At 70.7% G+C, this 24,818-nt stretch carries 21 protein-coding genes; 10 read left to right on the forward strand and 11 right to left on the reverse strand.

Features of this window, described 5'->3' with window-relative positions; genetic code table 11:
- Positions 1-6 precede the first annotated feature (6 nt).
- A complete protein-coding gene (locus DJ017_RS18390) occupies positions 7-1,218 on the forward strand; it encodes a cytochrome P450 (RefSeq protein WP_111530352.1) in 1,212 nt (403 codons plus the stop codon).
- Here the strand turns inward: DJ017_RS18390 and DJ017_RS18395 are convergent.
- The 3 genes from DJ017_RS18395 to DJ017_RS18405 form a co-directional block, all read right to left on the reverse strand.
- On the reverse strand, positions 1,215-2,594 hold the full coding sequence (locus tag DJ017_RS18395) for an MmgE/PrpD family protein (protein ID WP_111530353.1): 1,380 nt from the start codon (positions 2,592-2,594) through the stop codon (positions 1,215-1,217). The two genes, DJ017_RS18390 and DJ017_RS18395, sit on opposite strands and share 4 nt — an antisense overlap.
- A 1-nt stretch (position 2,595) precedes the next feature.
- Entirely contained in the window at positions 2,596-3,630 is a 1,035-nt protein-coding gene (locus tag DJ017_RS18400) for a hypothetical protein (protein ID WP_111530354.1), read from the reverse strand.
- A 69-nt stretch (positions 3,631-3,699) separates the two neighbouring features.
- The gene (locus tag DJ017_RS18405) at positions 3,700-5,850 is read right to left on the reverse strand and encodes a TonB-dependent receptor (protein WP_111530355.1); all 2,151 of its coding nucleotides are present in this window, start codon (positions 5,848-5,850) and stop codon (positions 3,700-3,702) included.
- Between the two features lie 149 nt (positions 5,851-5,999).
- Here DJ017_RS18405 and DJ017_RS18410 point away from each other — a divergent pair, with 149 nt between their 5' ends.
- On the forward strand, positions 6,000-7,115 hold the full coding sequence (locus DJ017_RS18410) for a CapA family protein (protein WP_111530356.1): 1,116 nt from the start codon (positions 6,000-6,002) through the stop codon (positions 7,113-7,115).
- Here DJ017_RS18410 and DJ017_RS18415 read toward each other — a convergent pair.
- Positions 7,112-8,464 carry an MFS transporter gene (locus DJ017_RS18415; protein WP_111530357.1) on the reverse strand — a complete coding sequence of 451 codons (1,353 nt, stop codon included), beginning with the start codon at positions 8,462-8,464 and terminating at the stop codon, positions 7,112-7,114. The genes DJ017_RS18410 and DJ017_RS18415 overlap by 4 nt on opposite strands.
- A 117-nt stretch (positions 8,465-8,581) precedes the next feature.
- Here DJ017_RS18415 and DJ017_RS18420 point away from each other — a divergent pair, with 117 nt between their 5' ends.
- On the forward strand, positions 8,582-9,253 hold the full coding sequence (locus tag DJ017_RS18420; protein WP_111530358.1) for a TetR/AcrR family transcriptional regulator: 672 nt from the start codon (positions 8,582-8,584) through the stop codon (positions 9,251-9,253).
- A gap of 7 nt (positions 9,254-9,260) precedes the next feature.
- On the opposite strand, the gene DJ017_RS18425 is transcribed toward DJ017_RS18420, so the two are convergent.
- Positions 9,261-10,259, reverse strand: coding sequence for a ThuA domain-containing protein (locus DJ017_RS18425; protein WP_111530359.1), 999 nt, complete (start codon positions 10,257-10,259; stop codon positions 9,261-9,263).
- A gap of 140 nt (positions 10,260-10,399) precedes the next feature.
- Here DJ017_RS18425 and DJ017_RS18430 point away from each other — a divergent pair, with 140 nt between their 5' ends.
- Positions 10,400-10,738 (forward strand): protocatechuate 4,5-dioxygenase subunit alpha, encoded by a 339-nt coding sequence (locus tag DJ017_RS18430; protein ID WP_111530360.1) that lies wholly within the window; start codon positions 10,400-10,402, stop codon positions 10,736-10,738.
- Entirely contained in the window at positions 10,738-11,598 is an 861-nt protein-coding gene (locus DJ017_RS18435) for a class III extradiol dioxygenase family protein (protein WP_111530361.1), read from the forward strand. Before DJ017_RS18430 ends, DJ017_RS18435 begins: the two co-directional genes overlap by 1 nt.
- An 8-nt stretch (positions 11,599-11,606) precedes the next feature.
- Here the strand turns inward: DJ017_RS18435 and DJ017_RS18440 are convergent, their stop codons facing one another.
- Both DJ017_RS18440 and DJ017_RS18445 read right to left on the reverse strand, forming a co-directional pair.
- Positions 11,607-11,987: a VOC family protein gene (locus DJ017_RS18440; protein WP_111530362.1), complete on the reverse strand. Its 381-nt coding sequence runs from the start codon at positions 11,985-11,987 to the stop codon at positions 11,607-11,609.
- Positions 11,984-12,736, reverse strand: a complete 753-nt coding sequence (locus DJ017_RS18445) for a response regulator transcription factor (protein WP_111530363.1) — start codon at positions 12,734-12,736, stop codon at positions 11,984-11,986. The genes DJ017_RS18440 and DJ017_RS18445 overlap by 4 nt, the downstream gene beginning before the upstream one ends.
- 181 nt (positions 12,737-12,917) lie before the next feature.
- Here DJ017_RS18445 and DJ017_RS18450 point away from each other — a divergent pair, with 181 nt between their 5' ends.
- Positions 12,918-14,828: a bifunctional sugar phosphate isomerase/epimerase/4-hydroxyphenylpyruvate dioxygenase family protein gene (locus tag DJ017_RS18450; protein WP_111530364.1), complete on the forward strand. Its 1,911-nt coding sequence runs from the start codon at positions 12,918-12,920 to the stop codon at positions 14,826-14,828.
- Between the two features lie 131 nt (positions 14,829-14,959).
- Here the strand turns inward: DJ017_RS18450 and DJ017_RS18455 are convergent, their stop codons facing one another.
- Both DJ017_RS18455 and DJ017_RS18460 read right to left on the reverse strand, forming a co-directional pair.
- On the reverse strand, positions 14,960-17,905 hold the full coding sequence (locus tag DJ017_RS18455; RefSeq protein WP_111530365.1) for a TonB-dependent receptor domain-containing protein: 2,946 nt from the start codon (positions 17,903-17,905) through the stop codon (positions 14,960-14,962).
- A gap of 260 nt (positions 17,906-18,165) precedes the next feature.
- Entirely contained in the window at positions 18,166-19,062 is an 897-nt protein-coding gene (locus DJ017_RS18460; RefSeq protein ID WP_111530366.1) for a shikimate dehydrogenase, read from the reverse strand.
- A gap of 188 nt (positions 19,063-19,250) precedes the next feature.
- Here DJ017_RS18460 and DJ017_RS18465 point away from each other — a divergent pair, with 188 nt between their 5' ends.
- Entirely contained in the window at positions 19,251-19,559 is a 309-nt protein-coding gene (locus tag DJ017_RS18465) for a hypothetical protein (RefSeq protein ID WP_111530367.1), read from the forward strand.
- Between the two features lie 3 nt (positions 19,560-19,562).
- Here the strand turns inward: DJ017_RS18465 and DJ017_RS18470 are convergent, their stop codons facing one another.
- Positions 19,563-21,590, reverse strand: a complete 2,028-nt coding sequence (locus DJ017_RS18470; protein WP_319418008.1) for a pyrroloquinoline quinone-dependent dehydrogenase — start codon at positions 21,588-21,590, stop codon at positions 19,563-19,565.
- 220 nt (positions 21,591-21,810) lie between these two features.
- Here DJ017_RS18470 and DJ017_RS18475 point away from each other — a divergent pair, with 220 nt between their 5' ends.
- The 3 genes from DJ017_RS18475 to DJ017_RS18485 all read left to right on the forward strand — a co-directional run bounded on the left by DJ017_RS18475 (position 21,811) and on the right by DJ017_RS18485 (position 24,400).
- Positions 21,811-22,266 (forward strand): type II 3-dehydroquinate dehydratase, encoded by a 456-nt coding sequence (locus DJ017_RS18475; RefSeq protein ID WP_111530368.1) that lies wholly within the window; start codon positions 21,811-21,813, stop codon positions 22,264-22,266.
- Positions 22,267-23,595 carry an MFS transporter gene (locus tag DJ017_RS18480; RefSeq protein ID WP_111530369.1) on the forward strand — a complete coding sequence of 443 codons (1,329 nt, stop codon included), beginning with the start codon at positions 22,267-22,269 and terminating at the stop codon, positions 23,593-23,595.
- 82 nt (positions 23,596-23,677) lie between these two features.
- A complete protein-coding gene (locus tag DJ017_RS18485; protein ID WP_227000245.1) occupies positions 23,678-24,400 on the forward strand; it encodes a TetR/AcrR family transcriptional regulator in 723 nt (240 codons plus the stop codon).
- On the opposite strand, the gene DJ017_RS18490 is transcribed toward DJ017_RS18485, so the two are convergent.
- Entirely contained in the window at positions 24,397-24,717 is a 321-nt protein-coding gene (locus tag DJ017_RS18490; RefSeq protein WP_227000246.1) for a helix-turn-helix domain-containing protein, read from the reverse strand. The two genes, DJ017_RS18485 and DJ017_RS18490, sit on opposite strands and share 4 nt — an antisense overlap.
- Between the last annotated feature and the right edge of the window lie 101 nt (positions 24,718-24,818).

The following is a 24,818-nucleotide window of genomic DNA, read 5'->3' on the forward strand; positions in this document are numbered from 1 at the left end:
TCCGCCATGACCGAACACAGCGCCGACGCCCCCCGTGCGGCCCGTTCCGACGACTTCGATCCCCTGGCGCCGGAAACCTTCGACAGCCCCTATCCGGTCTATGAGCGCCTGCGCGCCGAGTGCCCGGTGGCCTGGACCAGCGCCTTCGGCGGCTTTTGGGCGCTGGCCCGCCACGCCGACGTCGCTCGCACCGCCACCGACTACAGGACCTTCGTCAACTCCGTGCAGAACGTGGTGCCCAAGGTCGCCTTCACCGGCCGCCGGCCGCCGCTGCACCTCGATCCGCCCGAGCACACGCCCTACCGCGCCGCGCTCAACCCCCTGCTCTCCGAGCGCCGTGTCGCGGCCCTGGAGCCGGCCATCCGCCGCATCTGCGGCGAGCTGCTGGAGCCGATGATCGCCCGCGGCCAGGGCGACCTCTGCGAGGACTTCTCCAGCCATCTGCCGGTCCATGTGTTCGCTGAGTGGATGCGCATCCCCCCGGACATGGCCGAGCCGCTGCGCCAGGCGGGCCGCGCCTTCAACGTCGCCGTCCAGTCCAACATCGAGGAGGTGGTCAAGGAGACGAGCCTGGCGCTCTACGCCATGGCCCGCGACCTCATCGCCCTGCGCCGCGCCGAGCCCATGGACCCGGAGGTCGATCCGACCAGCGCCCTCCTGGCCGCCCGCCACGAGGGCCAGCCACTGCCCGACGACCTGATCATCGGCTGCGTGCGCCAGGTGCTGGTGGTCGGCATCATCGCCCCGACCGTGGTGATCGGCTCCATCGGGGTTCATCTCAGCCGCCATCCGGACCTGCAGCACAAGCTGCGCGCCGAGCCGGCCCTGATCGCGCCTGCGGTCGAGGAGTTCCTGCGGCTCTACACGCCGTACCGGGGCTTCGCCCGCACCGCCAACCGCGACGTGGAGATCTGCGGCCGCACCATCGCCAGGGACGAGCCGATCGCCCTGCTCTACGCCTCGGCCAACCGCGACGAGTCGGTGTTCGAGCGCGCCGACGAGTTCATCCTCGACCGGCCGAACCTCGGCGACAGCCTCGCCTTCGGGCGCGGGCCGCACAACTGCCCGGGCGCCGCGCTCGGCCGCCTTCAGCTCCGCATCGCGCTCGAGGAACTGCTCGCCCGCACCGCGTCCTTCGAGGTCTGCGGCCCCATCCGGCCGACGCGCATGCCGGAGATCGGCGCGCTCTCGGTGCCGGTGACGCTGGTCCGGGCCTAGCCGAGGATCGCGCGGGCGGCGTCGGGCGCCGCTTCCAGCGCGAAGACGGCCTCCACCCAGCCCCGGGCCTCCGACCGGCTGAGCGGGTTCACCGCGCGGCCGGCGCAGTCCTCGAACTTGGCGATCAGCTCCTCGCGCGACACCGGATTGTCCGGCGCGCCGCGCGCCCGCTCGATGCGCCCCTTCAGCGCCTGGCCGCTCGTCAGCCGCAGCGTCAGTTCGCCCGAGGCGGCCTCGGCCGCGCCCCAGCCCTCGACCTCGCGCCAGCTCACCCGTCCCGCCATGGCGAGGATCGCCGGGTCGGCCAGTGATTCCGGTCCGAAGTCGTCCAGCCCCACGCGCCCCCGCACCAGGGCGCAGGCCACCGTGTAGGGCAGGCTGAACTTGGCATTGATCGGCGAGACCGGCGCCCGCTTCTGCGCCGCCGGCTCGACCAGCATGCGCTGGATCGGGCCGATGCCGAGATCCACCGCCGCCACCTCGTCGGCGCCGAAGCCATGCGCCGCCATCAGCCCCAACGCCGCCTCGATGTAGGCATGGGTGCCGCGGCAGCTCGGCCAGACCTTGAAACTCACGCGCTCGCTCAGGAACCGCTCGCCGAGGCCATCGGTCAGCACGGCCGGGTCGTAGCCGCCGCGCGCATAGAGCTCGAAGAACCCGGCCCGGCCCTCCAGCGGCGCCTCGAAGCCCTTGATCCCCGCCGCCGCCAGCCGCACCGACTGCACCGCCGCCTGAGCGCCGAAGGCGTCGCGCACGGCCCGCACGGTGGACCCCGGGCTGTACTTGATCTCGCCCGGCGTGGTCGCCTGGCAGAGGGTCAGCGACAGGGCGTCCAGCACCTGGTCGGCGGACAGGCCGCGCAGGTGCGCCACCGCGGCGGTCGCGCCATAGGCGCCGAGGATCGGCGGCGGATACCAGCCGAAGTCGGCGGGGTCCGAGGTGAGCGCCAGCCCCATCCGGCAGGTGAGGTCGCAGCCGACCGCCAGGGCGGTCAGCAGCCGCGCGCCGGGGACCCCGCCCATCGCCTCGGCCTCGGCCAGCACGGCCGGCACGGCGATGGCGTTGGGGTGCAGCGGGGCCTCGTCGTAGGCGTCCTCGTAGTCGAGGGCGTGGGCCATGGCCCCGTTGGCCAGCGCCGCCAGGGGCGCGGCCACCTTGTCGCCGAAGCCGAGGATGGTGCTCTCCGGCCGGCCGGCCCCGGCCGAGCGCGCCAGGTCGACGAAGGCCTGGCAGCCCTCGCCCATGCGGCTCGCGCCGAGGGTGACGCCCAGGGCGTCCAGCAGCGAGCGCTTGGTCGCCTCCACGGCCGCAGCCGGCAGCGCCTCGAATCGCGCACCCGCCACGTGCTCGGCGATGCGGCGGCTGAGCGCGGTCACGTCACGCGTCCCTCGCCCGGCGGCCGAGCCGCGGGGCGAGCGCCAGGAGGGCGATGGCGCCGATCAGCAGCAGGGCGCCGACGAGCTCCGGCCCGGTCGGCGCCGGCTGGCCGGCCGCCGCGCTCAGCAGGTAGGCGGCGAGCAGGCCGGCGATGATGCTGGCCGCCCGCTCGAACGGGACGCAGAAGGTGTTCTCCCGCGGATTGAGCAGGATGAGGGCCGAGAACACGGTCACCGCGAAATAGGCGACCGACAGGGCGATCAGCAGGGGCATGGCGTCGCTGGTCCACACCTTCAGGAACCCCCAGGCGAGCTGCTGGCCCTGCGCCGCCAGCGGCGAGATCCCGATCAGCGCCAGGGCGAGGACCGACAGCGGCAGCGCCACCAGCTTCTCCTCGACGAAGTAGCCCCTCAGCGACTGCTCGGAGCCGTCCTTGGCGACCTTGGTCATGGCCGCCAGCCGCACGAAGTAGCCGAGGGTGTAGGCAACGACCGTGGCGATCGCGAGGGGCGGCAGGTGAAGCCCGCCGCGCGCCTTCAGCGTGATCCCGAGGCCCACCGCCACCAGTCCCAGCGCGGTCCACGAATACCAGCGCACCTTGCGGCCGGCGATCAGGTCGACGAGCGGCGCCACCAGCAGCACGTCCCCGCGCATGAGAAGCTGCATGAAGGGGATCGAGACGCCCGGGAAGGTCAGCGACAGCGGCACGGTGAAGAGCAGGAAGGCCGTGCCGATCCCGGCCAGGAGGGTCCACGCGGTGGGCCGGGGCAGGCCGCGGCCGGCGCGGTGCGCGGCGCGCCACCAGCCCGACAGCCAGATGAACAGGGCGACCATCGCCCCGCCCATGATCATCACCGCCGGCAGGGTCTCGAGGCCCGTGAGGGGGCGGCCCAGCGCATGGTCCGGCGTCGTCGCCAGCGCCCGGGTAATCACCATGTAGGGCAGGTAGGCGAGGAGATAGAGGACGCTCACCGCCTCGATCGGCCAGGCCGCCAGGCCTCTCGTTCCAGACCCGCTCGCCGCCACAGCCGCCATCGGCGCCCTCGCTCAAAAAGAAAACAGGCCCGCGCCGGATCGGCGCGGGCCCGCGACGCTCCCCAGGACTTAGTTCGGACCGCCGAGGTTGACCTTCACGCGCATCCCCACCTGGCGGCGGGCGCCGTAGATGGTGCCGCCGTCGGCGCTGGAGCTGCCGAAGAACTGCGAGGCCACATAGGTCTTGTCGGTCAGGTTGGTGACGAAGCCCTCGAGCGACCAACGCTCGGTCGGCGCCCAGGTCAGGCGCGCGTCCAGCAGGTCGTGCTTGGGGATGATGCTCGTCGAGCTCTGGAAGATCGACGCGTACTGGGTGTCGGTGTGCGACCACTGCAGGCGCGGCGTCAGGGTCGTCCCCGCCAGGTGCAGGTCGTATTCGATCCCGGCGTTGGCGGTCCACTCCGGCGAGAACGGCAGGCGTGCGCCGCTCGTCACCAGCCGCAGGACGGACGGCGAGACCGTTCCGTCCAGCAGGTTGGCGTCGACGTCGGTCTTGGCGTTCAGATAGGCCAGGCCGAAGTTCAGCCGCAGGTCGCCCCAGGCGCCCATGCCTTCCAGCTCGGCGCCGTAGATCTTCGACTTGCCGACGTTCTGGGTCGAGGGGAAGCGGGTGGGCGTCAGGGTCTGGAGCTGCAGGTCCTTGTACTGCGAGGCGAAGACGTCGCCGTTCAGGCGCAGGTGACCGTCGAGGAGGGTCGTCTTGGCGCCCAGCTCCTCCACCACGTTGATCTCGGGCCGATAAGGCGGGTCGCCGGGGAAGAGGTTGTTGCCGCCCGACTTGTAGCCGCGCGCCACCGAGGCATAGAGCAGGGTGTTCGTCGTCGGATTGTAGTTCAGGGCGACGCGGCCGGTCGGGACCTTGGAGGTCTCGATGCCCACGCCGGCCGGCACGCCGGCGAACTTGTCGAACTCCTGGCGGTCCTTGGAATAGCGGGCGCCGGCGACGATCTGCCATTGCGGATCGATGCGCCAGCTCACCTGGCCGAACACCGACTCCGAGCGGTTGTGGGTGACGATGCCGGTGGTCGAGGTCGGCGGGTGGGCCCGCGTGATGACGTCGTTGTTGTAGGTGTAGAGCACCACGGGAAGCTTATCCCGCATGTAGAAGACGCCCACGACCCACTGCACCGGACCATCGCCGGTGGAGAGCAGGTTGACCTCGTGGGTCAGGGTCTTGATGCCGGTGTAGGTGTAGGCCAGGCGCCCGGTGTTGCTGGCCGGCGGCCGTGGCAGGGCGGTGGCCGAGCGGTCGCCGTCCGAGAGGTCGGTGACCGTCGAGTTCTGCTCGCTCGACACCCAGCGCAGGCGCATGGCGTCGGTCAGGTCGTAGTTGACCTCGATGTCCGCCCGGTGGCCGTTGATGTGCGAGTTGCCGAGGGCGTCCTCCTCGATCGTGAAGGGGTCGCTGGTCACCTTGTCGGCGCGGTTCTTGACCGCGTTGAACCCGGTGTCGCTCAGGAAGTGCTCGTAGCGGAGGTCGGCCTCGAGCCGCTCCAGCGGCTTCAGCCGCAGGTCGGCGCGGTAGCCGGTGTAGTTGACGTCGCCGGGATGGGCCGGGCCGCCGATGTTGTTGGTGTAGCTGTCGCGCTGGTCGCGGACGCCGGCGATGCGCAGGGCCGCCATCTCGCCGTAGAGCGGCACGTTGGCCGCCGCGATGGTGCGCCGCCAGTTATGATCGCCGAGGGTCTGGTCGATATAGCCCGACAGCTCCTCGAAGCGCGGCTTGGGCGTGCGCATGTAGATCGCGCCGGCCGTGGAGTTCTGGCCGCTCAGCGTGCCCTGCGGCCCGCGCAGCACTTCCACCGCCTCGATGTCGTAGAACGAGCCGGCGATGATCTGCTCGTGCGGCAGCAGGGCGCCGTTGATGTAGACCGCGACGCCGGGCGTCGAGGTCGGCGCGGTCTGCGCCAGGCCCACGCCGCGGATGTTGATGAAGGTCGAGCGGCCGACCGTGTTGATCGCCAGGCTCGGCGAGACCGCCTGCAGGTCGGCGACGCGGTTCACACCCTGCTTTTGCAGCTGGTCGGCTCCCAGCACCGTGGCCGAGATCGGAACCTTCTGCAGGTTCTCGGTCCGCCGCTCGGCGGTGACCACCAGCTCGGGCAGGGCGGTGACGGCCGCCGTCCCGGCGGCTGTCTCGGCGTGGGCCGCGCCGGCCAGGGCCAGCGTGGCGGCGGTTCCGAGCCACAGGGCAAGGCGATGACGTTGAATGGATCCCATTGTTTCCCCCTCAGGAACTCGCCGGTCGAGCGAAGCCCGGACCTTTCCGGTGCGATCGCGAATTGTTCGTAACGCGGTTAGTTGTCTTAGAAACAGTTTGCTTGTCAAACAAAAAGGACCCTACACGGACGCCATCCGCGAGGTGTGTCTTGGCCGATCCGATCTGCCTGTTCGCCGTCGGCGACGTCGCCCCGCGGCGCGACGATCCCGCCGCCATGCTGGCCGCCGTTGAGGGGCTGAAGGGCCCCGCCGACCTGCTGTTCGGCCAACTCGAATGCCCGCTGTCCGACCGTGGCTCGCCCCTGCCCCAGGCGCGGCTGGCCATGCGCACCGATCCGGGCCTCGCGCGGGCCCTGCGCGACGCCGGCTTCGACGCCGTCTCCTTCGCGGGCAACCACTGCCTGGACTGGGGCCCCGACGCCTTCGCCGACACGCTCGAGCATGTCCGCGCCGTCGGCCTCGCGCTCTGCGGCGCGGGCCCGGACATCGCCGCCGCCCGTCGCCCCGCCATATTCGAGCGCGGCGGTCGCCGCTTCGCCTTCCTCGCCTACAGCTCGATCCTGCCGCAGGGCTACTGGGCCGAGGCCGGGCGCGCCGGCTGCGCGCCGCTACGCGCCCACACCCTCCAGGCCGCGCCCGAGCACGCGCCGCCGGGATCGAGTCCCGCGCCCCTGACCTTCTGCCACCGCGCCGACCTCGCGGCCCTGCGCGACGACGTCCGCGCCGCCCGGACGCGCGCCGACCACGTGATCGTCTCGGTCCATTGGGGCATCCACTTCGTCGCCGCCCAGATCGCCGACTACCAGCGCGAGGCCGCCTACGCCGCCATCGACGCCGGGGCGGACGCGGTGATCGGCCATCACCCGCACGTGCTGAAGGGCGTCGAGCTGCATCGCGGCCGGCCGATCTTCTACAGCCTCGGCAACTTCGCCATCGACCAGCCGCAGGCCTTCGAGGCCGAACTCACCTCGACCCGCAGCTTCCGCGAGATCGCCGCCCTCAACCCGGGCTTCGACGCCGCCCGGCGCTACATCCTGCCGCCGGACAGCCAGCGCTCGATGATCGCGCGCCTCGCCTTCGGCGCCGACGGCGAGGTCCGCGCCGCCTTCCTGCCGGTGATGATCGACGACGACTGCCTCCCCGCCCGCCTCGCGCCGCAGGACCCGCGCTTCGCGGAGATCGCGACCTACGTCGAGGCGATCGGCCGGACCGAGGGCCTCGCCAACCGCTACGAGCGCGCCGGCGGCGAGGTGCGCCTGGCCTAGAGCCGCGCCTTGGCCCAGCGGCCGAGCGGCACGGCCGTCACCGCCGCCACCAGCATCAGCGCCGCCATGGCGTAGATCGGCGGCTGGAACGAGCCCGTCGCCTGGCGCAGCCAGCCGAACAGCGGCGGCGTCACCACGCCGGCCGAATTGCCCATGATATTGATCACCGTCACGCCCGCCGCTGCCGCCGCCCCACCGAGGAAGCTCGTCGGGATCGCCCAGAACACCCCCTGCGCGGAACCCATCGCCGTCGCGCCGACCAGGATGCAGACGAGCGCCGGCCAGCCCGCCGGCACGGTGGCCGCCGCCGCCAGGAAGAGGGCCGCGATCCCCGCCGGAACGGCGAAGTGCCAGGTCCGCTCCTGGGTGCGGTCCGAATGCCAGGCGTTGAGCATCATGCCGGCCCCGATGCCCACCCACGGCAAGGCGCTGAGCGCGCTGGCGTGGGCGTCCGAGACGCTCGACATCTGCTTGATCACCATCGGCAGCCAGAACAGCAGGCCATAGGCGCCAGACATCAGGCAGAACCACAGCACGATGCTTCCCCAGAGCCCGGGCTGGCGCAGGGTGTCGGCCAGGCGCACCGCGTGGCGGTGCTCCAGCTCGGCGGCCTCGCGGTCGAGCTCGGCGCGCAGGCTCCGCTTTTCCGCCGCGCTCAGCCAGCCGGCGTCCTCCAGCCGCTCCTTGAAGATCACCAGCGAGACGAAGGCGAGCACGATCGGCGCGGCCCCCTCGATGAGGAACATCCAGCGCCAGCCGGCAAGGCCCGCCGGGTTATCGTGCATCGCCATCAGCCAGCCGGAGAGCGGGCCGCCGAGCACCACCGAGATCGGCACCGCCAGCATGGTGCCGGCCGCCGCGAAGCCGCGCAGCCGCCGCGGCGTCCATTGGCTCAGATAGTAGAGCATGCCCGGCGCGAGCCCGCCCTCGGTCGCCCCGAGCAGGAAGCGCAGGGCGTAGAAGGCGCGCGCGTCCCGGATGAAGGCGAGGCTCGCCGCCACCACGCCCCAGGCGAAGGCGGTCAGGAAGATCCAGCGCCGCGCCCCCAGCCGCCGCTGGCTCATGGCGTGGGGGAACTGCAGCAGGATGTAGCCCAGGAAGAAGATGCTGACGCCGAAGCCGTAGGCCTGGGGCGAAAGGCCGAGCTCCTGGTTCATCCGCAGGGCAGCGAAGCTCACGTTCACGCGGTCCAGCGAGTTGAGGATGATCAGCAGGGTGATCGGGGCGACCAGCCGCAGGGTCAGCTTCCAGCGCAGTTGCGCCTCGCCTCGCGACAGGGCTTCCGGCGAAGCGCCGGGGGCGCCATCTTCGGCTTGCAGATCAGCGTTCGCGCTTTCGACCCTCGCCATGCGGGCCTCCCCCTGAAAGGCGCGAGTTCGTGTCGCGTCCCACTTGATTTAGGTATCGTATCGTACGTGATACAAACGAATATGGAAGCGTGATGGCGACCGGAGGCGAGCTTCGTCATGGATGACGCGAAGACCATGGCGAGCGCGGGCGCCCAGCGGCCGCCCGGCGAGGCCGACGCCGACCGGGTGCGCACCAACATCCTGGAGATCGCCACCGAGGAGTTCGCCGCCAAGGGGCTGACCGGCGCGCGCATCGACGAGATCGCCGAGCGGACGCTCACCTCCAAGCGGATGATCTACTACCACTTCGGCGGCAAGGAGGGCCTCTACCGCGCCGTCCTCGCCCACTGCTACGGCCGCATCCGCACCATCGAGAGCACCCTCGACCTCGGCGGCCGCCCGCCGCTGGAGGCGCTCGCCCACCTCGTCCGCTTCACCTTCGACTACCAGGTGGCCAACGAGGACTTCATCCGCCTCGTCATGGTCGAGAACATCCACCGCGCCGAATACGTCAGCCAGATGCCGGAGCTGCAGGCCCTCAACCTGAAGGTCATCGAGCTGCTGCGCGGCATCTGCGAGCGCGGGGCCGCCGAGGGGGTGATCCGGCCCGACGTCGACCCCACCGACCTTCACATGTCGATCAGCGCGCTGTGCTTCTTCAACGTCGCCAACCGGCACACCTTCTCGGTGATCCACGAGGTCGACATGATGTCGATCGCCGCCAAGACGGCGCGTCGCGAGACCATCGTCGAGATGGTGCTGCGCTACGTGCGCCCAGCGGCGGCGTGAGCCCCGCCTATCGGCAGAACGGCGCCGCGCCCATCACCGAGCGGATGCCGCCGGCGACCAGGCTCTGGAACGCCTCCGCGCCCGGGAACTTCGGGTCGGTGAAGATGCCCGCGTCGTGGCCGAGCGTCGTCGCGAACACCTTGCCGCCGTCGTAGTACTGGCACCACGCCACGGGATGGAACGCGCCGTGGCCCGGATGCTTGCCGACCACGCTCGCCAGCGGCGGGCCGGGCGGGCGCCGCGGCATGACGCCGGGGGGCGGTCCGCCCGCCGGGAAGCCCTCGCCGGCCGGCACGGGCGTCCACGACTTCTCGTCCACCGTCGCCAGGAAGCGCACCTTGGTCGGGAACGGCACGAGGTTGTACCACTCGTCCTTGAAGCCGAAGCGCGCCGGCAGGTCCTTCGTCGCGGAATCCTGGCGATCGACCACCACCACATCGCCCGTCCGGTTGGGCCCGTGGTCGTAGTAGTTGGTCCCGCCCAGCAGGCCCTCGTAGTAGGACCAGTTGTACATCGTGCCGAAGGCGTTGTGGATCGCCACGAAGCCGCCCCCCGCCCGCATGTACTGGCGCAGCGCCGTCTTGCCGTCGTCGTCCAGGGTGTCCCGCGAGGTCGAGAAGAAGACCACGGCGTTGTAGCCGTCGAGCCGCGTCATGAACGAAGTGTCCTCGGTGTAGTCGAGCTTCCAGCCGTTCTTCTCGGCCAGGGCCAGCATGCCCTTCTGCACCACGTTGCCGTCGGCCAGCGGCGGGTTCAGCCCCGGCCCCAGCGCCGGGCCGAGGTTGGCGTGGCGCGGCCCGGCGGTGCGGGTGAACAGCAGGATCCGGTACTGGCTGGTCGCCGCCCGCGGCCAGGCGTGGAAGCACCTGGCGTCGATGCCGCGGCAGACGCCGTAGTCCGGCTGCCCCAGGTTGTCGTTGATCGGCCCGCCCGGATTGCCGGTCTGCGCCGCCGCCGATCCGGCCAGCGTGGACAGCGCGATCAGCCCCGTCACGACGCGTTTCATCCCCGCCCTCCCCAGATCCAAGGCCGCACCTGCGCGGCGCATTGAACGAACTGGTACGTCTGTTTTTGATCTGGGTCAAAGACGCATCCGCCGCCGGAGCCTCCCCTCCGCCGCGTCAGCCGGACGGAACGAGGGGGATCATGTCCAGGACCATACCGGGCACGACGCTCTTCGACGGCGAGCAGGCCGCCAAGGGCTACGCCCTCAACAAGCTCTGCTTCTCGCTCAACGACGCCGCCAACCGCGCGGCCTTCGCCGCCGACGAGCCGGCCTACTGCGAGCGCTTCGGCCTCAACCCGGCCCAGAAGGCGGCGGTGGCGGCCCGCGACGTGCTGGCCCTGATCGCCGCCGGCGGCAACATCTACTACCTCGCCAAGATGGCGGGCGTCTGGGGTCTCAACGTCCAGGATGTCGGCGCCCAGCAGACCGGCATGAGCGTCGAGGCGTTCAAGGCGAAACTCCAGGAGCAGGCGGCCTGATGGCGAAGATCCTCGGCGGCATCGGGACCTCGCACGTCCCCGCGATCGGGCGGGCCATCGCCCGCGGCGAGCAGCAGACGCCCTACTGGGCGCCGTTCTTCGGCGGCTATCCGCCGGCCCAGCGCTGGCTGGCCAAGACCCGGCCTGACGTGGCGGTCGTCTTCTACAACGACCACGGCCTCAACTTCTTCCTCGACAAGATGCCGACCTTCGCCATCGGCGCGGCCGCCGAGTACCGCAACGCCGACGAGGGCTGGGGTCTGAGCGTCGCGCCGCCGGTGGCCGGCGATCCGGAGCTGTCCTGGGCCATCGTAGAGGGCGTGGTCGCCCGCGACTTCGACCCGACCACCTGCCAGGAGATGCTGATCGACCACGCGGTCACCGTGCCCCTGCAGCTCCTCTGGCCGGATCACGCGGCGCCGCCGGTGCGCATCGTGCCGATCGCCATCAACACCGTGCAGCACCCCCTGCCCTCCGCCCGCCGCTGCTTCGCCCTCGGCCAGGCGGTCGGCGCGGCCATCGAGGCCTTCCCCCGCGACCTCGACGTGGTGGTCATCGGCACCGGCGGCCTCTCCCACCAGCTCGACGGCGAGCGCGCCGGCTTCCTCAACGCCGCCTTCGACCGCGAGTGCCTGGAGAAGATCGTCGACGAGCCTGAGGCCCTGACCCGCTACACCAACGACGAGCTCGTCGAGCTGGCCGGCACGCAGGGGATCGAGCTGCTCATGTGGCTGGCCATGCGCGGCGCGCTCCGCAAGCCGGTGCGCACGCACCAGCACTACCACGCCCCGGTCTCCAACACCGGCGGCGCGCTGCTGGTCATGGACGAGACGCCCGGCGCCGCCGCCCTCGCGGCCTGAGGGGGAGCCTAAGCCCCGGCGACCGCCCTCGCCTCGTTGAGCTCGAGCCGCACGCCGTTGGGGTCCTCGAAGAAGGCCTGGCGCACCTTCGTGCCGGGGATCAGCACCACCCGGTGGGCGACGCCGTGCTGCTGCAGGCGGGCGATCAGCCCGTCCATGTCGGCCACCTCGAAGGCGGCGTGGTTCAGCGCGCTCTCGGTCGAGGGCCCGACGGGCCCCGGCGAGAACTGCATGTGCACGATCGGCCGCTCGCCGGCGTAGAGCCAGTAGCCCGGGAAGGCGAATGGCGGCCGCGGCCCCTCGCTCAGCCCAAGCACCTCCACGTAGAAGGCGCGGGTCTCCTCGAGCCGTTCGGTGGCGATGTTGATGTGGTCGACGAGCCGGATCATGGCCCCACCCTATCCGGCGCGGGCGACAGCCGGTAGCCGACGCCGGGCATGGCCGAGATGAGCTTGCCGAGGCCGACCTGCGCCAGCCGCTTGCGCAGGCGGCAGATCTGCACGTCGATCGCCCGGTCGTAGGAGTCCGAATCCTCGCCCAGCACCTCGGCCACCAGGGTCTCACGCGCCACCACCGCGCCCTGCCGGCGGGCCAGGGCGCCGAGCAGGCGGAACTGCGCCGGCGTCAGGCTCAGGATCCGGTCGTCCGGCAGCCGCACGCGCATCTGCACGTGATCGATCACGAGCGCCCCGACCTGTTCCAGGCGGCTGCGGCGCTCGCCGAGCGCCCGGCGGCGCAGCGCGGCGCGGACCCGGGCCACGACCTCGCGCGGATTGACCGGCGCGCAGACGCAGTCGTCGGCGCCCGCTTCCAGGGCGTCCACGGCGAACCCGGCCTGGGCGCCGGCGTAGACGACGATGACGCTCGCCCCCGGACGCCGCGACAGGCGCTGGCAGTCCCGCGCAGCCTGCGCCTCGCTCCCCGCCGGGGCCAGCAGGATCACCGCCTCGGCGCCGGCCAGCAGCGCGCGCGCCCCGGCGAGGTCGGGAGCCTGGCGCACCACATAGCCGCGCGTCTCCAGTTGGTCGCAGATGCCGGCGCCGACCGCGCTGCGGCCGACCAGGGCCACGCGCCCGGCCACCGGCGGCTGGGTCGGCCTCGGCGGCGACGTCGTCTGGGGCTCGGCGATCAGCGTCATCGTGTGTTATGTACGAACTAGTTCGTGTCTGCACAATTTCATAGGTTGTGCGTTGGCGCAACGAACGGGGTTCTTTCGACGGGATATCCGCCGCTCGATGCAGCGTACGAACTTGTTAGTTTCAGTTGGGCTGTTAGTTTCAATTGGAACGAGTTGGCCGAAGGCGGCCTGGAGGTGAAGCTTGCGCAGGTCGATCGCCACCGTGTCCCTGAGCGGCAACCTCCAGGAAAAGCTGCTCGCCATCGCGGCCGCCAAGTTCGATTCCATCGAGCTGTTCGAGAACGACCTGCTGTTCTTCGACGGCACGGCGCGCGACGTCCGGGCCATGGTCGAGGACGTCGGCCTGAAGATCTCGCTCTTCCAGCCGTTCCGCGACTTCGAGGGCGTCCCCGACGAGGTCTTCCGGCGCAACCTCGACCGCGCCGAGCGCAAGTTCGACGTGATGGGCGACCTCGACGCGAAGATGATGCTGGTCTGCTCCAACGTCTCGCCGGCCGCCATCGCCGACGACGAGCGCGCCGCCGCCCAGCTGCATGAGCTCGCCGAGCGGGCCGCGGCGCGCGGCATCCGCATCGGCTACGAGGCCCTGGCCTGGGGCGCGCAGGTGAAGACCTATGGCCACGTCTGGGAGATCGTCCGCCGCGCCGCCCACAGTCATCTCGGCGTCATCCTCGACAGCTTCCACACCCTCGCGCTCGGCGATGGCGTCGAGGGCATCGCCCACATCCCCGGCGAGAAGATCTTCTTCGTCCAGCTCGCCGACGCGCCCCTGCTGAAGATGGACGTGCTGTCCTGGAGCCGGCACTTCCGCTGCTTCCCCGGCCAGGGCGACTTCGACGTCGCCGCCTTCGCCGCCAAGGCCATCGAGGCGGGCTACACCGGCCCCCTGTCGCTGGAGATCTTCAACGACGAGTTCCGCGCCACCGCGCCCTCGCGCACCGCCCGCGACGGCATGCGTTCGCTGCTGTTCCTCGAGGAGCAGATCCGCGGCCAGCTCGAGGAGAGCCCCGCCGAGCCTGGCCGCGCCCCGCGGCCCCGGGTCGACCTCCTCGACCCGCCGCCGCCGCCGGACCTCTCGGGCGTCGCCTTCCTGGAGTTCGCCGTCGACGCGACGGCGCGCGGCGAGCTCGCCCGCTGGCTCGAAGGCATGGGCTTCCAGCGCGTCGGCGTCCACCGCGGGAAGGATGTGACCCTCTACCGCCAGGGCGACCTCGCCATCGCGCTGAACGCCGAGCCTGAGTCCTTCGCCCACTCCTACTACCTGCTGCACGGGGTCTCGGTCTGCGCGATCGGCCTGCGCGCCGCCGACCCGGCCGGCCTGCTCTCGCGCGCCGAGGTTTTCGGGTGCCAGCGCTTCGAGGAGCGCGTCGGCCCGGACGAGGCGCCGATGCCCGGCCTGCGCGCCCCCGACGGCAGCCTGATCTATGTGGTGGACGAGAGCTTCGACGCCGCCGCCGACTTCGTCCGCGATCGCGGCGAGGGCGCCAGCGCCGGCCTGGTCTCCGCCGTCGACCACGTGGGCCAGGCCCTGCCGGGCGACCACTTCGACACCTGGCTCCTGTTCTACCGCGCGGTGCTGCGTCTGAAGCCGGAAGAGTCGTGGGTGCTGCCGGACCCCTATGGCCTGGTGAAGAGCCGGGCCCTGGCCAACGCCGCCCGCAACGTGCGCTTCCCCTTGAGCTTCTCGGAGAGCAGCCGGACCGTCGTGGCCCGCTCCCTGACCACCTTCTCCGGGGCCGGGGTCAACCAGGTGGCCTTCTCAACCGGCGACATCTTCAAGGCCGTCCGCGCCCTGCGGAAGGCCGGCCTCGAGCTGCTGCGCATCCCGGAGAACTACTACGACGATCTCGCCGCGCGCCTCGGCCTCGACGAGGCCTTCGTCGAGAAGCTGCGCGACCACGGCGTGCTCTACGACCGCGACGCCGAGGGCGGGGAGTTCCTCCACGTCTACACGCGCACCTTCCACGACCGCTTCTTCTTCGAGATCGTCCAGCGCCAGGGCGGCTACGACCAGTACGGCGCGGCCAACGCGCCCGTGCGCATGGCCGCCCAGTCGCGCACCGCGGCCCGCGAGACCTCCCTCACCCCCTGATCGGCGTCTCCCGCACCGCGGCCCAGGCCAGCGCCCAAAGAAAGAGCCCCGGAGCTTGCCGCTCCGGGGCTTTTGAGTCTCGCCTCAGCCTGTGAGGGGGAGGGTCTGAGGCGCGATGACCGGCGGCGGGCCTACCAGCGCTTGCGCGCGCCCACGGCCACCAGGCGGCCGATCGGGTTGCCGCTGAAGGTGTCGTAGCCGCTCGACCCGCCGCCGGCGGCGATGCCGTTGTTGTAGAAGGGCGGGTCCTCGTCGAAGAGGTTGGTCACGTCGACGAAGAGCTGCAGATCCTTGGTCAGGCCCTCGCCCTTGAAGTCGTAGGCCACGTGGGCGTCGATGGTGTTGCCCGCCTTGACCCGGTCGCCGCCGCCCACCGGCACGCCGTTGACGCGGGTGATCGGGGCCACCGTGGCGCCGCTCCAGTTGTGGTACGGCGAGGTGTGGTTCCAGTAGAGGTTGGCCGACAGGCCGAAGTCGCTGGCCCAGTCCACGCCCACCCGGCTCTCGAGCTTGATCGAGGGGAAGGTGGTGTTGAACCCGGTGGTGCCGAGCACGCTGAAGGTCGCGCCGCCGGTGCCGACCTGCTGGTCGAACTTGGTCTTGTAGGAGGCGATGGCGTCCAGGGTGAACCGGCCGAAGTCGGTGCTGATCCCGTAGTTCGCGGCGAAGTCGATGCCCTCGACCCACAGGTTCAGGGCGTTCCGCTGCTGGAAGTTATAGATGAAGTAGACGTTGCTCGGGATCGTCGTGGTCAGCGGCCGCCCGCCCGTCAGGGCGGCGATCTGGGCCGGCGTGGCGCCGCCCGGGAAGATCGTCAGCAGGCTGTTCAGGCCCGCCGCATTGACCGCGAAGGCGGCCTGCGGCGCGGTGATCGCCCCCTGGATCTCGTTGTGCCAGTAGGTCACCGAGAGGCGCAGGTCGCGCAGGAACGAGGGGTTCCAGTCCGCGCCCACCGACCAGCTCTTGCCGCGCTGCGGCTGCAACGCCGCGTTGCCGCCGTTGACCTGCAGGCCGGCGATTGCCCCGCCCACCGTGCAGGTGGCCGTGGCGGTGGCGCAGCCCGGGAGCTGGGTCACGTTCGGGTAGGCCGAGACCGGCACGTTCAGGGTGCCGCCGAACAGCGACACGCTGGTTTCCGCCGTCGTGCCGTTGGCGTCGGCGCCGCGGCTGGTCAGGGCCGGGGCGACGAACGACTTGGCCCAGTTGGCGCGGAACTTCAGGCCCTCGATCACTTCCCAGTTGGCGCCGACCTTGGGGTTCGAGGTCGAGCCGAAGTCCGAGTACTTGTCGTACCGGCCGGACACGTTGACGTCGACGCGCCGGGCGAACGGGATCTCCATCTCCGGGCTGATGATCGGCAGCAGGAACTCGGCGTAGGCCGACTTCACGTTGCGGTCGTAGTCCAGGTGCAGGAAGCGCGAGCCGGTCGAGGACGGCCCGATGCCCAGCGGCTGGGTCACGTTCTGGGCCATGGTGTAGTAGATGATTTCGCCGCCGAAGGCCGCCTTCACCGGGCCAGCCGGCAGGTTGAACAGCGTGCCGTCCAGCTTGATCGTGCCGTCCTTGATGGTCTGGCGCGCGGCCTGGAGGGTGTAGTTGTCCACCAGCTGGCGGCGCACCGCCGCCGAGGTCAGGTTGGCCGCGCCGGTGTGGAACACGTCGAGCGCATTGGCCGTGGTCAGCGGCTGGGTGACGATGATGCTGGTGCCGGGCACCGACACCGCCGTCAGGCTGCCCGAGCCGTTGGTCGTGCCGTTGAGCGCCAGCAGGGCGCAGCTGCCGCAGAGCACGCCCACCGAGTCGGTCGACGAATTGCTGGCGCCGAGGACGCCGCCGGCGGTGAAGCGCCAGTTGTCGTTGAACTTGTACTCGGCGCTGCCTGAGACGTAGCCGCTCTCCTCGGAGGCCGCCACGTGCGCGCCCTCGCCGAGCAGCTCGTCGGCGTCGAAGCGGACGGTCTCGGAGGTGGCGGTCGATCCCGGCAGGCCGACGAAGAACGGGTTGATCTGCGAGGCGCTGGCCGCGCCCGGCCCGAAGATCGTCGCCTGGATGCTGCCGCGCGCGACCCGGGTGGTGTTGTTGCGCTTCGAATAGACCGCATCGCCCGTCAGGGTGAGCTTGTCGCTCACCTCCTGGGTGACCTTGATCATCCCGCTGTGGCGCTTCTCCGAGGGGATCAGGTCGATGCCGCCGGTGTAGTCGCACGGCGCGTTGGCCGCCGAGTTGGCCAGGCCCGCGCCGGTGTAGGGCGCGGTGAAGATCGGGCCGCTGCCGACCTGGATGGTCGCCGGGGCGCAGAAGAACGAGCCGAGGTTGCTGCCGCCGAAGGCGCGCTTGTCGGCGCGGGCGAAGTCGCGCTTGCTCGCCGCCAGCGGGCTGCGGTCCGAGTAGCCGTAGGCGGCCAGCACCGAGCCGGTCTCCCAGGTCTTACCGGCCACCGCGCCGAAGCTGTAGGCGTCGTAGGCGTCGCCGTAGGCCGCCTGGCCGCGCACCTCGAGGCCGTCGAACTTGCGGCGGGTGATGAAGTTGATCACCCCGGCCACGGCGTCGGAGCCGTAAACCGACGAGGCCCCCTCGGCCAGCACCTCGACGCGCTCCAGCGCCATCGGCGGCAGGATGTTCGGGTCGGCCAAGGCGTGGTTCACGCCCGACAGCGGCAGGCGGTGCCCGTCGATCAGGATCAGGGTCGAGTTGGAGGCGCTCGCGCCCAGGCCGTGGATGGTCGGGGCGTTGGTGCCGGCGGCGTCGGCGCTGCCGAACGAGCCCTGGCCGGCCGAGCCGAGGCCGACGACGGCCGGGACCGAGCGGAGGATCTGCTGGACGGTCTGGGCGCCGGTCTTCTGGATCTGCTCCTGGCCGACCGCGATCACCGCCGCGCCCACCGGCGGCGCGCCGCGCAGGCTGGTGCCGGTGACGACGACTTCGGTGACTTCGGTCGAGCTGGGCGCCGCCGCGTTCGCCGCCTGGGTTTGGGCCTGGGCGGCCGAGGCGCCGAGGGCCGCCAGCGCCAGCACGCCGGCGCCGCTCATCAGCCGCACGGCGAGGCCCGCGCCGCGCCGGTTCAGAGATTGAGTCATGTTCCTCCCCCTAAAAGGACTAGTTCGTTCATGACAGGCGAACGACGGCCCGACGCGCGGGTCGCGTTCTCGGAGATCGGTTTGAAAAAAGTCCGTTCGTTTCCTCGGCAGGCACTCGGCCGGAGCGCTGCGCGCGCCGGTTGGACGCCTCTGCCCGGCGTCACCTTCTTGCCTTATTGCGTACTAACCAGTTGGTACATCGTCAAGCGAGCTCGTCGTAATTCCGTGTCATTGGCGCAACAATCGAAGCCTCGTGTGAGCTAGGCCGCATCGCCGGTGGCGCTCGTCCCGAGGTCGTCGCGGATGGAGTCCAGGAAGCGCGCGCGCATCCGCTCCGCATCGGGTGTCACACCGGTGAACAGGCGGAAGGCCTCGGCGGCCTGGAACACCACCATCCCGCCGCCGTCCAGCGTCCGGCAGCCCGCCGCCCGTGCGCTGCGCAGGAGCTCGGTCTCGAACGGCACATAGACGATGTCCGCCACCCACAGCCGCGGCGTCAGCAGCTCCGCCGGCGCCGGCGAGCCCGGGTGACGGGTCATGCCGATCGGCGTGCAGTTGACCACGCCGTTCGCCGCGCCGAGCGCGCCGGCGAGGTCCGAGCCGATGGCCACGCGCTCAGGCCCGAACAGCCGCCCGAGCGTCTCCACGAAGGCCTGCGCCCGCGCTCGGTCGAGATCGAAGACCACCAGCTGGCCGACGCCTTCCTCGAGGAGGGCGTAGCCGACCGCCAGCCCCGCGCCGCCGGCCCCGAGCTGCGCCACCCGCTCGCGCGGCGCCTCGGGCAGGCCGCGCCGGAAGTTCTCGCGGAAGCCGAACCAGTCGGTGTTGTGGCCGGTGCGCCGGCCGTCCTTGAAGATGACGGTGTTCACCGCCCCCAGCCGCTCGGCTTGGGGCGACAGCTCGTCGAGCAGGGCGATGACCTGCTGCTTGTAGGGATAGGTGACGTTGACGCCGGCGAAGCCTGCGCCCTGGGCGTAGTCGAGCACCTCTTCCAGCGACCGCTGCGGCGTCGCCGGATCGGCCAGGTCGAATCGCACATAGGTCAGCTGGAGGCCGAGCGCGGCGGCCTCCTCCTCGTGCAGGGCCGGGCTGCGCGAGCCCTGGATGCCGTCGCCGACGAGGCCGGTGCGGATCAACTGTTGCGACGTGGCCGACATCAGCGCCCGCCGTCCGGTCTGCTCGCCACCCGCCCGCTCACGCCCGCCCTCGCTCCCTTGCGGCTTCAGCCCGCATTCATCGTCGCCCCCGTTCACTGCGGGACGCACGGCGGGGTTTGACCCCGGCTTCGCGATTGTACTATCTGGTTCGTTTCTGAAATCAAGACGCTTTTCCGGGAGGCCCCAAAATGCTCCGCTCCGCTCTCGTCCTGGCCAGCGCCGCCGCCCTCCTCGGCTTCGCCGGCGCAGCCGCCGCGGCCGGGCCCAACGACCTCCTGCCGGAAGACGGCGCCAAGGCCCTGGTGGTGCGCGCCTGCACCAGCTGCCACCAGGCCCCGCAGATCGTCGCCAAGCGCCACTCGCCCGAGGAGTGGGACGAGATCGTCGGCAAGATGGTCGACCGCGGCGCCCGCGCGACCGAGGCCGAGCAGGCGCAGATCTCCGACTACCTCGCCAAGCACTTCGGCCCGAACGGCGCGGCCAAGCCCGGCAAGTAGGCCCTAGGGCAGGCGGAAGACCTCCAGGGCGTCGCTCGTCACCGGGCTGTCGAGGAAGCTGCCGCCGGTGCCGACCACCGCCACGTACTGCTTGCCGTCCTTGCCGAGGTAGGTGATCGGCGTCGCATGGCCGGCCGCCCCGAGCCGCCAGGTCCACAGCTCCTTGCCGGTCCTGGCGTCGAAGGCGCGGAAACGCGCGTCGTCCGTGGCGGCGATGAACACCAGCCCGCCGGCCGTGGCGATCGAACCGCCGACGTTCGGCCGGCCGGTCTTCTGCAGTCCCGCCGGCAGGTTGTCGCTGACGCCGAGCGGCGTCGTCCAGGCGATCTTGCCGGTGTTCACGTCGATGGCGGTCAGCGCGCCCCACGGCGGCTGCTGGCAGGGCAGGCGCGTCTGCGGCTGCCAGAACCGGCCGAGCACCGGATTGTCGGCGGTCTGCGCCCCGTCCGCGCTCACGGTGTTCTGGGCGATCTGGCCGAAGTCGTTCGAGTTGACGAAGAAGTAGCCGAGCTTGGGATCGAACGAGCCGCCGCCCCAGTTGGCGCCGCCCTGGTAGCCCGGGAACTGCACGATCGGGTGCGAGATGCCGGTCGGCAGATAGGGCCCGCCGCCCTGCAACTGGTTGTCGACCACGAGCTTGCGGCAGTAGGCCTCGAGCTCGGGCGTCACCGTGGCCACGTCCGAGAGCTGGAAGCTCTGGCGCGCATAGGGCGGCGTCACCACCGGGAACGGCTGGGTCGGCCAGGCCGCCTCGTCCGAGCCCTCGGCCGCCGGCACGGGCCGCTCCTCGATCGGATAGATCGGCTTGCCGCTCACCCGGTCGAACAGGAAGAACAGGCCCGACTTGGAGACCAGCGCCACCGCCGGCACGGTCTTGCCCTTCACCTTCACGTCGATCAGCGCGGGCGGCGCCTCCAGGTCCTTGTCCCAGATGTCGTGGTGCACGACCTGGAAGTGCCAGAGGTGCTTGCCGGTGTTGGCGTCCACCGCCACCAGCGCGGTGCCGTAGAGGTTCGCCCCCTTCCGGTCGCCGCCGTAGCGGTCCCAGGTCGGGGCGCCGAACGGCAGGTAGGCGATGCCGCGCTTGGCGTCGACCGTCATGAAGCCCCAGACGTTGGTCCCCGAGCGCCCCTTCCAGCTGTCGCCTTCCCAGGTCTCGTGGCCGGGCTCGCCGGGCTGGGCGACGCTGTGGAAGGTCCAGACCAGCTTGCCGGTCCGCACGTCCCAGGCGCGCACGTCGCCGGCCGCGCCGTGGGCCGGGAACTCCTGGTTCGCCGCGCCGGTGATCACCAGGTTTCGGTAGACGATCGGCGGCGAGGTCATGCCGTAGCTGGCGTCCAGGTAGCCCTGCATCACCTCCGGCGTCTTGAGGTCGAGCACCCCGTCCTTGCCGAAGCCGGTCACCGGATGGCCGGTTCTGGCGTCTAGGGCGATCAGGAAGCCGTCGCGCGTGCCGAACAGGATCTCGGCCGGGTGGGACGCATCCCCGGGCCAGTATTCCACGCCCCGCAGCGAGGCCTGGCCCTGGGTCTTCACCTCATAGGCCCAGACCTCCTTGCCGGTCTCCGGCTCGAGGGCCACCACCCGCTTGTAGGGCGTCGTCACATACATCAGCCCGCCGACCACCAGGGGCGTGGCTTCCGACGACGCGGGACGCGGCGGGAAGCGGCGGCGGCCGGCTGGCGCGGCGGCGGGGGCCGGAGCTGGCCCCGCGCCTTCGGCGGCGCGCTGGGCGATTTCGGCTGCGCTCGGCTGGCTGGCCGCCGCGGCCGGCGTCGCCGGCTTCATGTGATAGATCCAGGCGGGCTTCAGCGCGCCCACGTTGCCGGCGTTGATCTGGCTGAGCGGCGAGAAGCGCATGCCGCCCGGATCGTGGCCATAGGTCGGCCAGTCGCCGCCCTTGACCGCCGGCGGGGCCGCGCCCGCCGCAGTGGCCGAGACGCTCCCCATGAGGACGCTCCCCGTAAGGACGCTCCCCGTGAGCGCCATCGCGAAGGTGGCGGCGGCGTTCGCCCGGCCGGCCCGATCCATGTGCGTCTTCCCTGCCCCGGCGCCCTTCTCCCGGGCGCGTTCGGCGTCAACGTACGAACTAGTGCGTACCTGTCAACGCGGCGACGGTTCGTTCATGCAAATATTGTACGGACTAGTGTGTTCACTTCCACGCGCGGCTCGGCTATCGGTAGCGGAACACCCTGGCCCGGCTCACCGCTGGCCGGCCGGCGGACACAAGGACAGCGGGAGGAAAGGCGGAATGGCGAACGCTGTCTACCTGCTGAACGGCCCCAACCTGAACCTTCTGGGCCAGCGCGAGCCGCACATCTACGGCTCGACCACCCTCGCCGACGTGGAGGCCATGTCGCGCGCCGTCGCCGACCGCCATGGCTTCGACCTCGTCTTCCGCCAGACCAACCGCGAATACGAGATGGTCGACTGGATCCAGGAGGCGCGAACGTCCGCGGGCCTGGTGATCAACCCGGCCGGCTTCACCTATCACGCGGTCCCGGTGCTCGATGCGCTCAAGATGTGCGAGTGTCCGATCGTCGAGGTGCACATCTCCAACATCCACAAGCGCGCCGAGACCGAGGCCTCCTGGCGAGCCGACAGCATCATGAGCGCCGCCGCCAGCGGAGTCATCGCCGGCCTCGGCGTGCACGGCTACGTGCTGGCGCTCGAGCACCTGGCCCACCTCATCGCGGCGAAGAACTAGATGACCGCCCCGTCCGATTCCGTCAGCGCGCCGAACGTCTCGGCGCGCCGCGCCGCCCGCCCGACCCGGGTGCGCTTCCTGATCCTGGCCCTGCTCACCGCCGGCACCATGATCAACTATCTGGACCGCACCGTGGTCAGCGTCGCCGCGCCGTTCATGTCCAAGGACCTCGGCCTCAGCGCCGCGGTCATGGGGCTGGTGTTCTCCGCCTTCTCCTGGACCTACGCCGCCGCCCAGATCCCGGGCGGCCTGTTCCTCGATCGGGTCGGGGCGCGCGTCACCTACTTCCTGTCGGTGACCGTCTGGTCGACCTTCACCCTGCTGCAGGGCTTCGCGACCGGCCTCGGCTCCCTGGTTGGCCTGCGCCTGGGCCTCGGGATCGCCGAGGCGCCCTGCTTCCCGACCAACAGCCGCATCCTCTCCATCTGGTTCCCCCAGGCCGAGCGGGCGCGCGCCACCAGCGTCTACTCCGTCGGCCAGTATTTCGGCCTCGCCTTCCTCAGCCCGGTGCTGTTCGCCATCGTCGCGGCCATGGGCTGGCGCGCCCTCTTCTGGATCGTCGGCGCGCTCGGCGTCGCCTTCGGCGCCCTGTGGCTCGCCGCCTATCGCGAGCCCGACACCTCCCGGCGGGTCAACGCCGCCGAGCTCGCCCACATCGAGGCTGGCGGCGGCCTCGGCCAGCCGACCCAGCGCACGCCCTTCCAGTGGCGCCACATCCGCTTCCTGTTCAGCCAGCGCCAGATCGTCGGCGCCTCGATCGGCCAGTTCGCCGGCAACTCGACGATGGTCTTCTTCCTGACCTGGTTCCCCACCTACCTCGCCACCGAGCGGCACATGGCCTGGCTGAAGGTCGGCTTCTACGCCGTGCTGCCGTTCATCGCCGCCTCGGCCGGCGTCATCGCCGGCGGCCAGGTGTCCGACTGGCTCCTGCGCCGCACCGGCAATGCGACCCTGGCCCGCAAGCTGCCGATCATCGCCGGCCTTCTGCTCGCCTCCTGCATCGTCGCGGCCAACTTCCTGGACGACAACCGGCTGGTCATCGCCGTCCTCTCCGTGGCCTTCTTCGGCCAGGGCATGGTCAACCTCGGCTGGACACTCATCACCGACGTCGCCCCCAAGGCGCTGATCGGCCTGACCGGCGGGGTGTTCAACCTCTGCGCCAACCTGGCGGGCATCGTCACCCCGCTCGTGGTCGGCTTCATCGTCGCCGCCACCGGCTCCTTCTTCTACGCGCTGGGCTTCATCGCGGTCGTCGCCTTGATCGGCGCGTTTTCGTACATCTTCATCCTCGGCCCGGTCCGTCGCGTGGAAATGGACGAGCCCGTCTAGCAGTGGTGTCCGGCGCGCCTTAACCTAGGCGCGTCGGGAACGGGACCTATCTCGACTGAAGGACGACTTGGGGGCGGATCGCGTGGCGCGGGAAAGCACGAAGACCAAGGTGAAGGACGAAGCCTCCGGCCTGGCTGCCAAGAGCCAGTCTGAAAAAGCGCGCCCGGAAAAGGCGCGTAAGGAAAAGACGCGCACCAACGATCCGGACCGCACCAAGGCCAACATCCTAGAGGTCGCCACCCACGAGTTTTCGGAGAAGGGCCTGTCCGGCGCGCGCATCGACGAGATCGCCGAGCGCACCCGCACCTCGAAGCGGATGATCTACTACTACTTCGAGAGCAAGGAGGGGCTCTACCGGGCGGTCCTGGAGGACAGCTACCGGCGGATCCGCTCGATCGAGGCGACCTTCGACCTCGAGCACAAGCCGCCGCTGGAGGCCCTGGCGCAGCACGTGCGCTTCACCTTCGACTACCAGCTCAAAAACACCGACTTCATCCGCCTGGTGATGGTCGAGAACATCCACAAGGGCGAGCACATCGCCCAGCTCTCCAAGACCCAGCAGGAGAGCATGGCCGCCATCGACACCCTGCGCTCCATCGTCGAGCGCGGGATCAAGGAGGGGGTCATGCGCAAGGACCTGAACCCCATCGACCTTCACATGTCGATCAGCGCCCTGTGCTTCTTCAACGTCGCCAACCGGCACACCTTCTCGACCATCTTCAAGGTCGACATGACCTCGCCGGCCGCCACCGCCGCGCGCCGCGAGTCGGTCGCCGACATGATCCTGCGCTTCGTCGCGCCCTAGGCCGCGGGCTGGACCCCGGGCTGGACCCCGGGCTGGACCTCCGCCGCCCGCTCGGCCTCTTCGAGCTTGCGCGACACCGCCTCGAAGAGCTGCACCGGGGCCACGCCGATCGAGCGCGCGATCCGGTAGAACTCCAGGGTGTCGACCCGCCGCTGGCCGTTTTCGATGCGCGCGACGTGCGAATGGCTCTTGCCAAGTCGCTCGGCGAGTCCACGCTGGGTGACGCCGGCGCGCAGGCGCGCCTCCAGCAGCGCCTCGCGCAGGAGCTGGTACTCGTGACTGAACACCGGATTGGGCCGCCGCCAGTTGTTGGACACGTCGCCTCCCGCGCGTTTGGTGCTTGTGGTCCCGTGCTAAAACGGACTATCCAGTTTGTCCATTTTGAATCCAGGCGCCGTGACGCTTTGGCGCCGATCAG

Origin of the sequence: Phenylobacterium soli, from assembly GCF_003254475.1 — a bacterium.
Lineage (GTDB): Bacteria > Pseudomonadota > Alphaproteobacteria > Caulobacterales > Caulobacteraceae > Phenylobacterium > Phenylobacterium soli.

Bases quoted from the DNA above. Each gene is read 5' to 3' on its own strand.
- DJ017_RS18430 (WP_111530360.1), top strand. From the start codon at position 10,400: ATGTCCAGGACCATACCGGGCACGACGCTCTTCGACGGCGAGCAGGCC.
- DJ017_RS18475 (WP_111530368.1), top strand. From the start codon at position 21,811: ATGGCGAACGCTGTCTACCTGCTGAACGGCCCCAACCTGAACCTTCTG.
- DJ017_RS18405 (WP_111530355.1), bottom strand. From the start codon at position 5,850: ATGGGATCCATTCAACGTCATCGCCTTGCCCTGTGGCTCGGAACCGCC.
- DJ017_RS18440 (WP_111530362.1), bottom strand. From the start codon at position 11,987: ATGATCCGGCTCGTCGACCACATCAACATCGCCACCGAACGGCTCGAG.
- DJ017_RS18460 (WP_111530366.1), bottom strand. From the start codon at position 19,062: ATGTCGGCCACGTCGCAACAGTTGATCCGCACCGGCCTCGTCGGCGAC.
- DJ017_RS18455 (WP_111530365.1), bottom strand. From the start codon at position 17,905: ATGACTCAATCTCTGAACCGGCGCGGCGCGGGCCTCGCCGTGCGGCTG.
- DJ017_RS18470 (WP_319418008.1), bottom strand. From the start codon at position 21,590: ATGGATCGGGCCGGCCGGGCGAACGCCGCCGCCACCTTCGCGATGGCG.
- DJ017_RS18445 (WP_111530363.1), bottom strand. From the start codon at position 12,736: ATGACGCTGATCGCCGAGCCCCAGACGACGTCGCCGCCGAGGCCGACC.
- DJ017_RS18425 (WP_111530359.1), bottom strand. From the start codon at position 10,259: ATGAAACGCGTCGTGACGGGGCTGATCGCGCTGTCCACGCTGGCCGGA.
- DJ017_RS18400 (WP_111530354.1), bottom strand. From the start codon at position 3,630: ATGGCGGCTGTGGCGGCGAGCGGGTCTGGAACGAGAGGCCTGGCGGCC.
- DJ017_RS18420 (WP_111530358.1), top strand. From the start codon at position 8,582: ATGGATGACGCGAAGACCATGGCGAGCGCGGGCGCCCAGCGGCCGCCC.
- DJ017_RS18415 (WP_111530357.1), bottom strand. From the start codon at position 8,464: ATGGCGAGGGTCGAAAGCGCGAACGCTGATCTGCAAGCCGAAGATGGC.
- DJ017_RS18390 (WP_111530352.1), top strand. From the start codon at position 7: ATGACCGAACACAGCGCCGACGCCCCCCGTGCGGCCCGTTCCGACGAC.
- DJ017_RS18435 (WP_111530361.1), top strand. From the start codon at position 10,738: ATGGCGAAGATCCTCGGCGGCATCGGGACCTCGCACGTCCCCGCGATC.
- DJ017_RS18465 (WP_111530367.1), top strand. From the start codon at position 19,251: ATGCTCCGCTCCGCTCTCGTCCTGGCCAGCGCCGCCGCCCTCCTCGGC.
- DJ017_RS18480 (WP_111530369.1), top strand. From the start codon at position 22,267: ATGACCGCCCCGTCCGATTCCGTCAGCGCGCCGAACGTCTCGGCGCGC.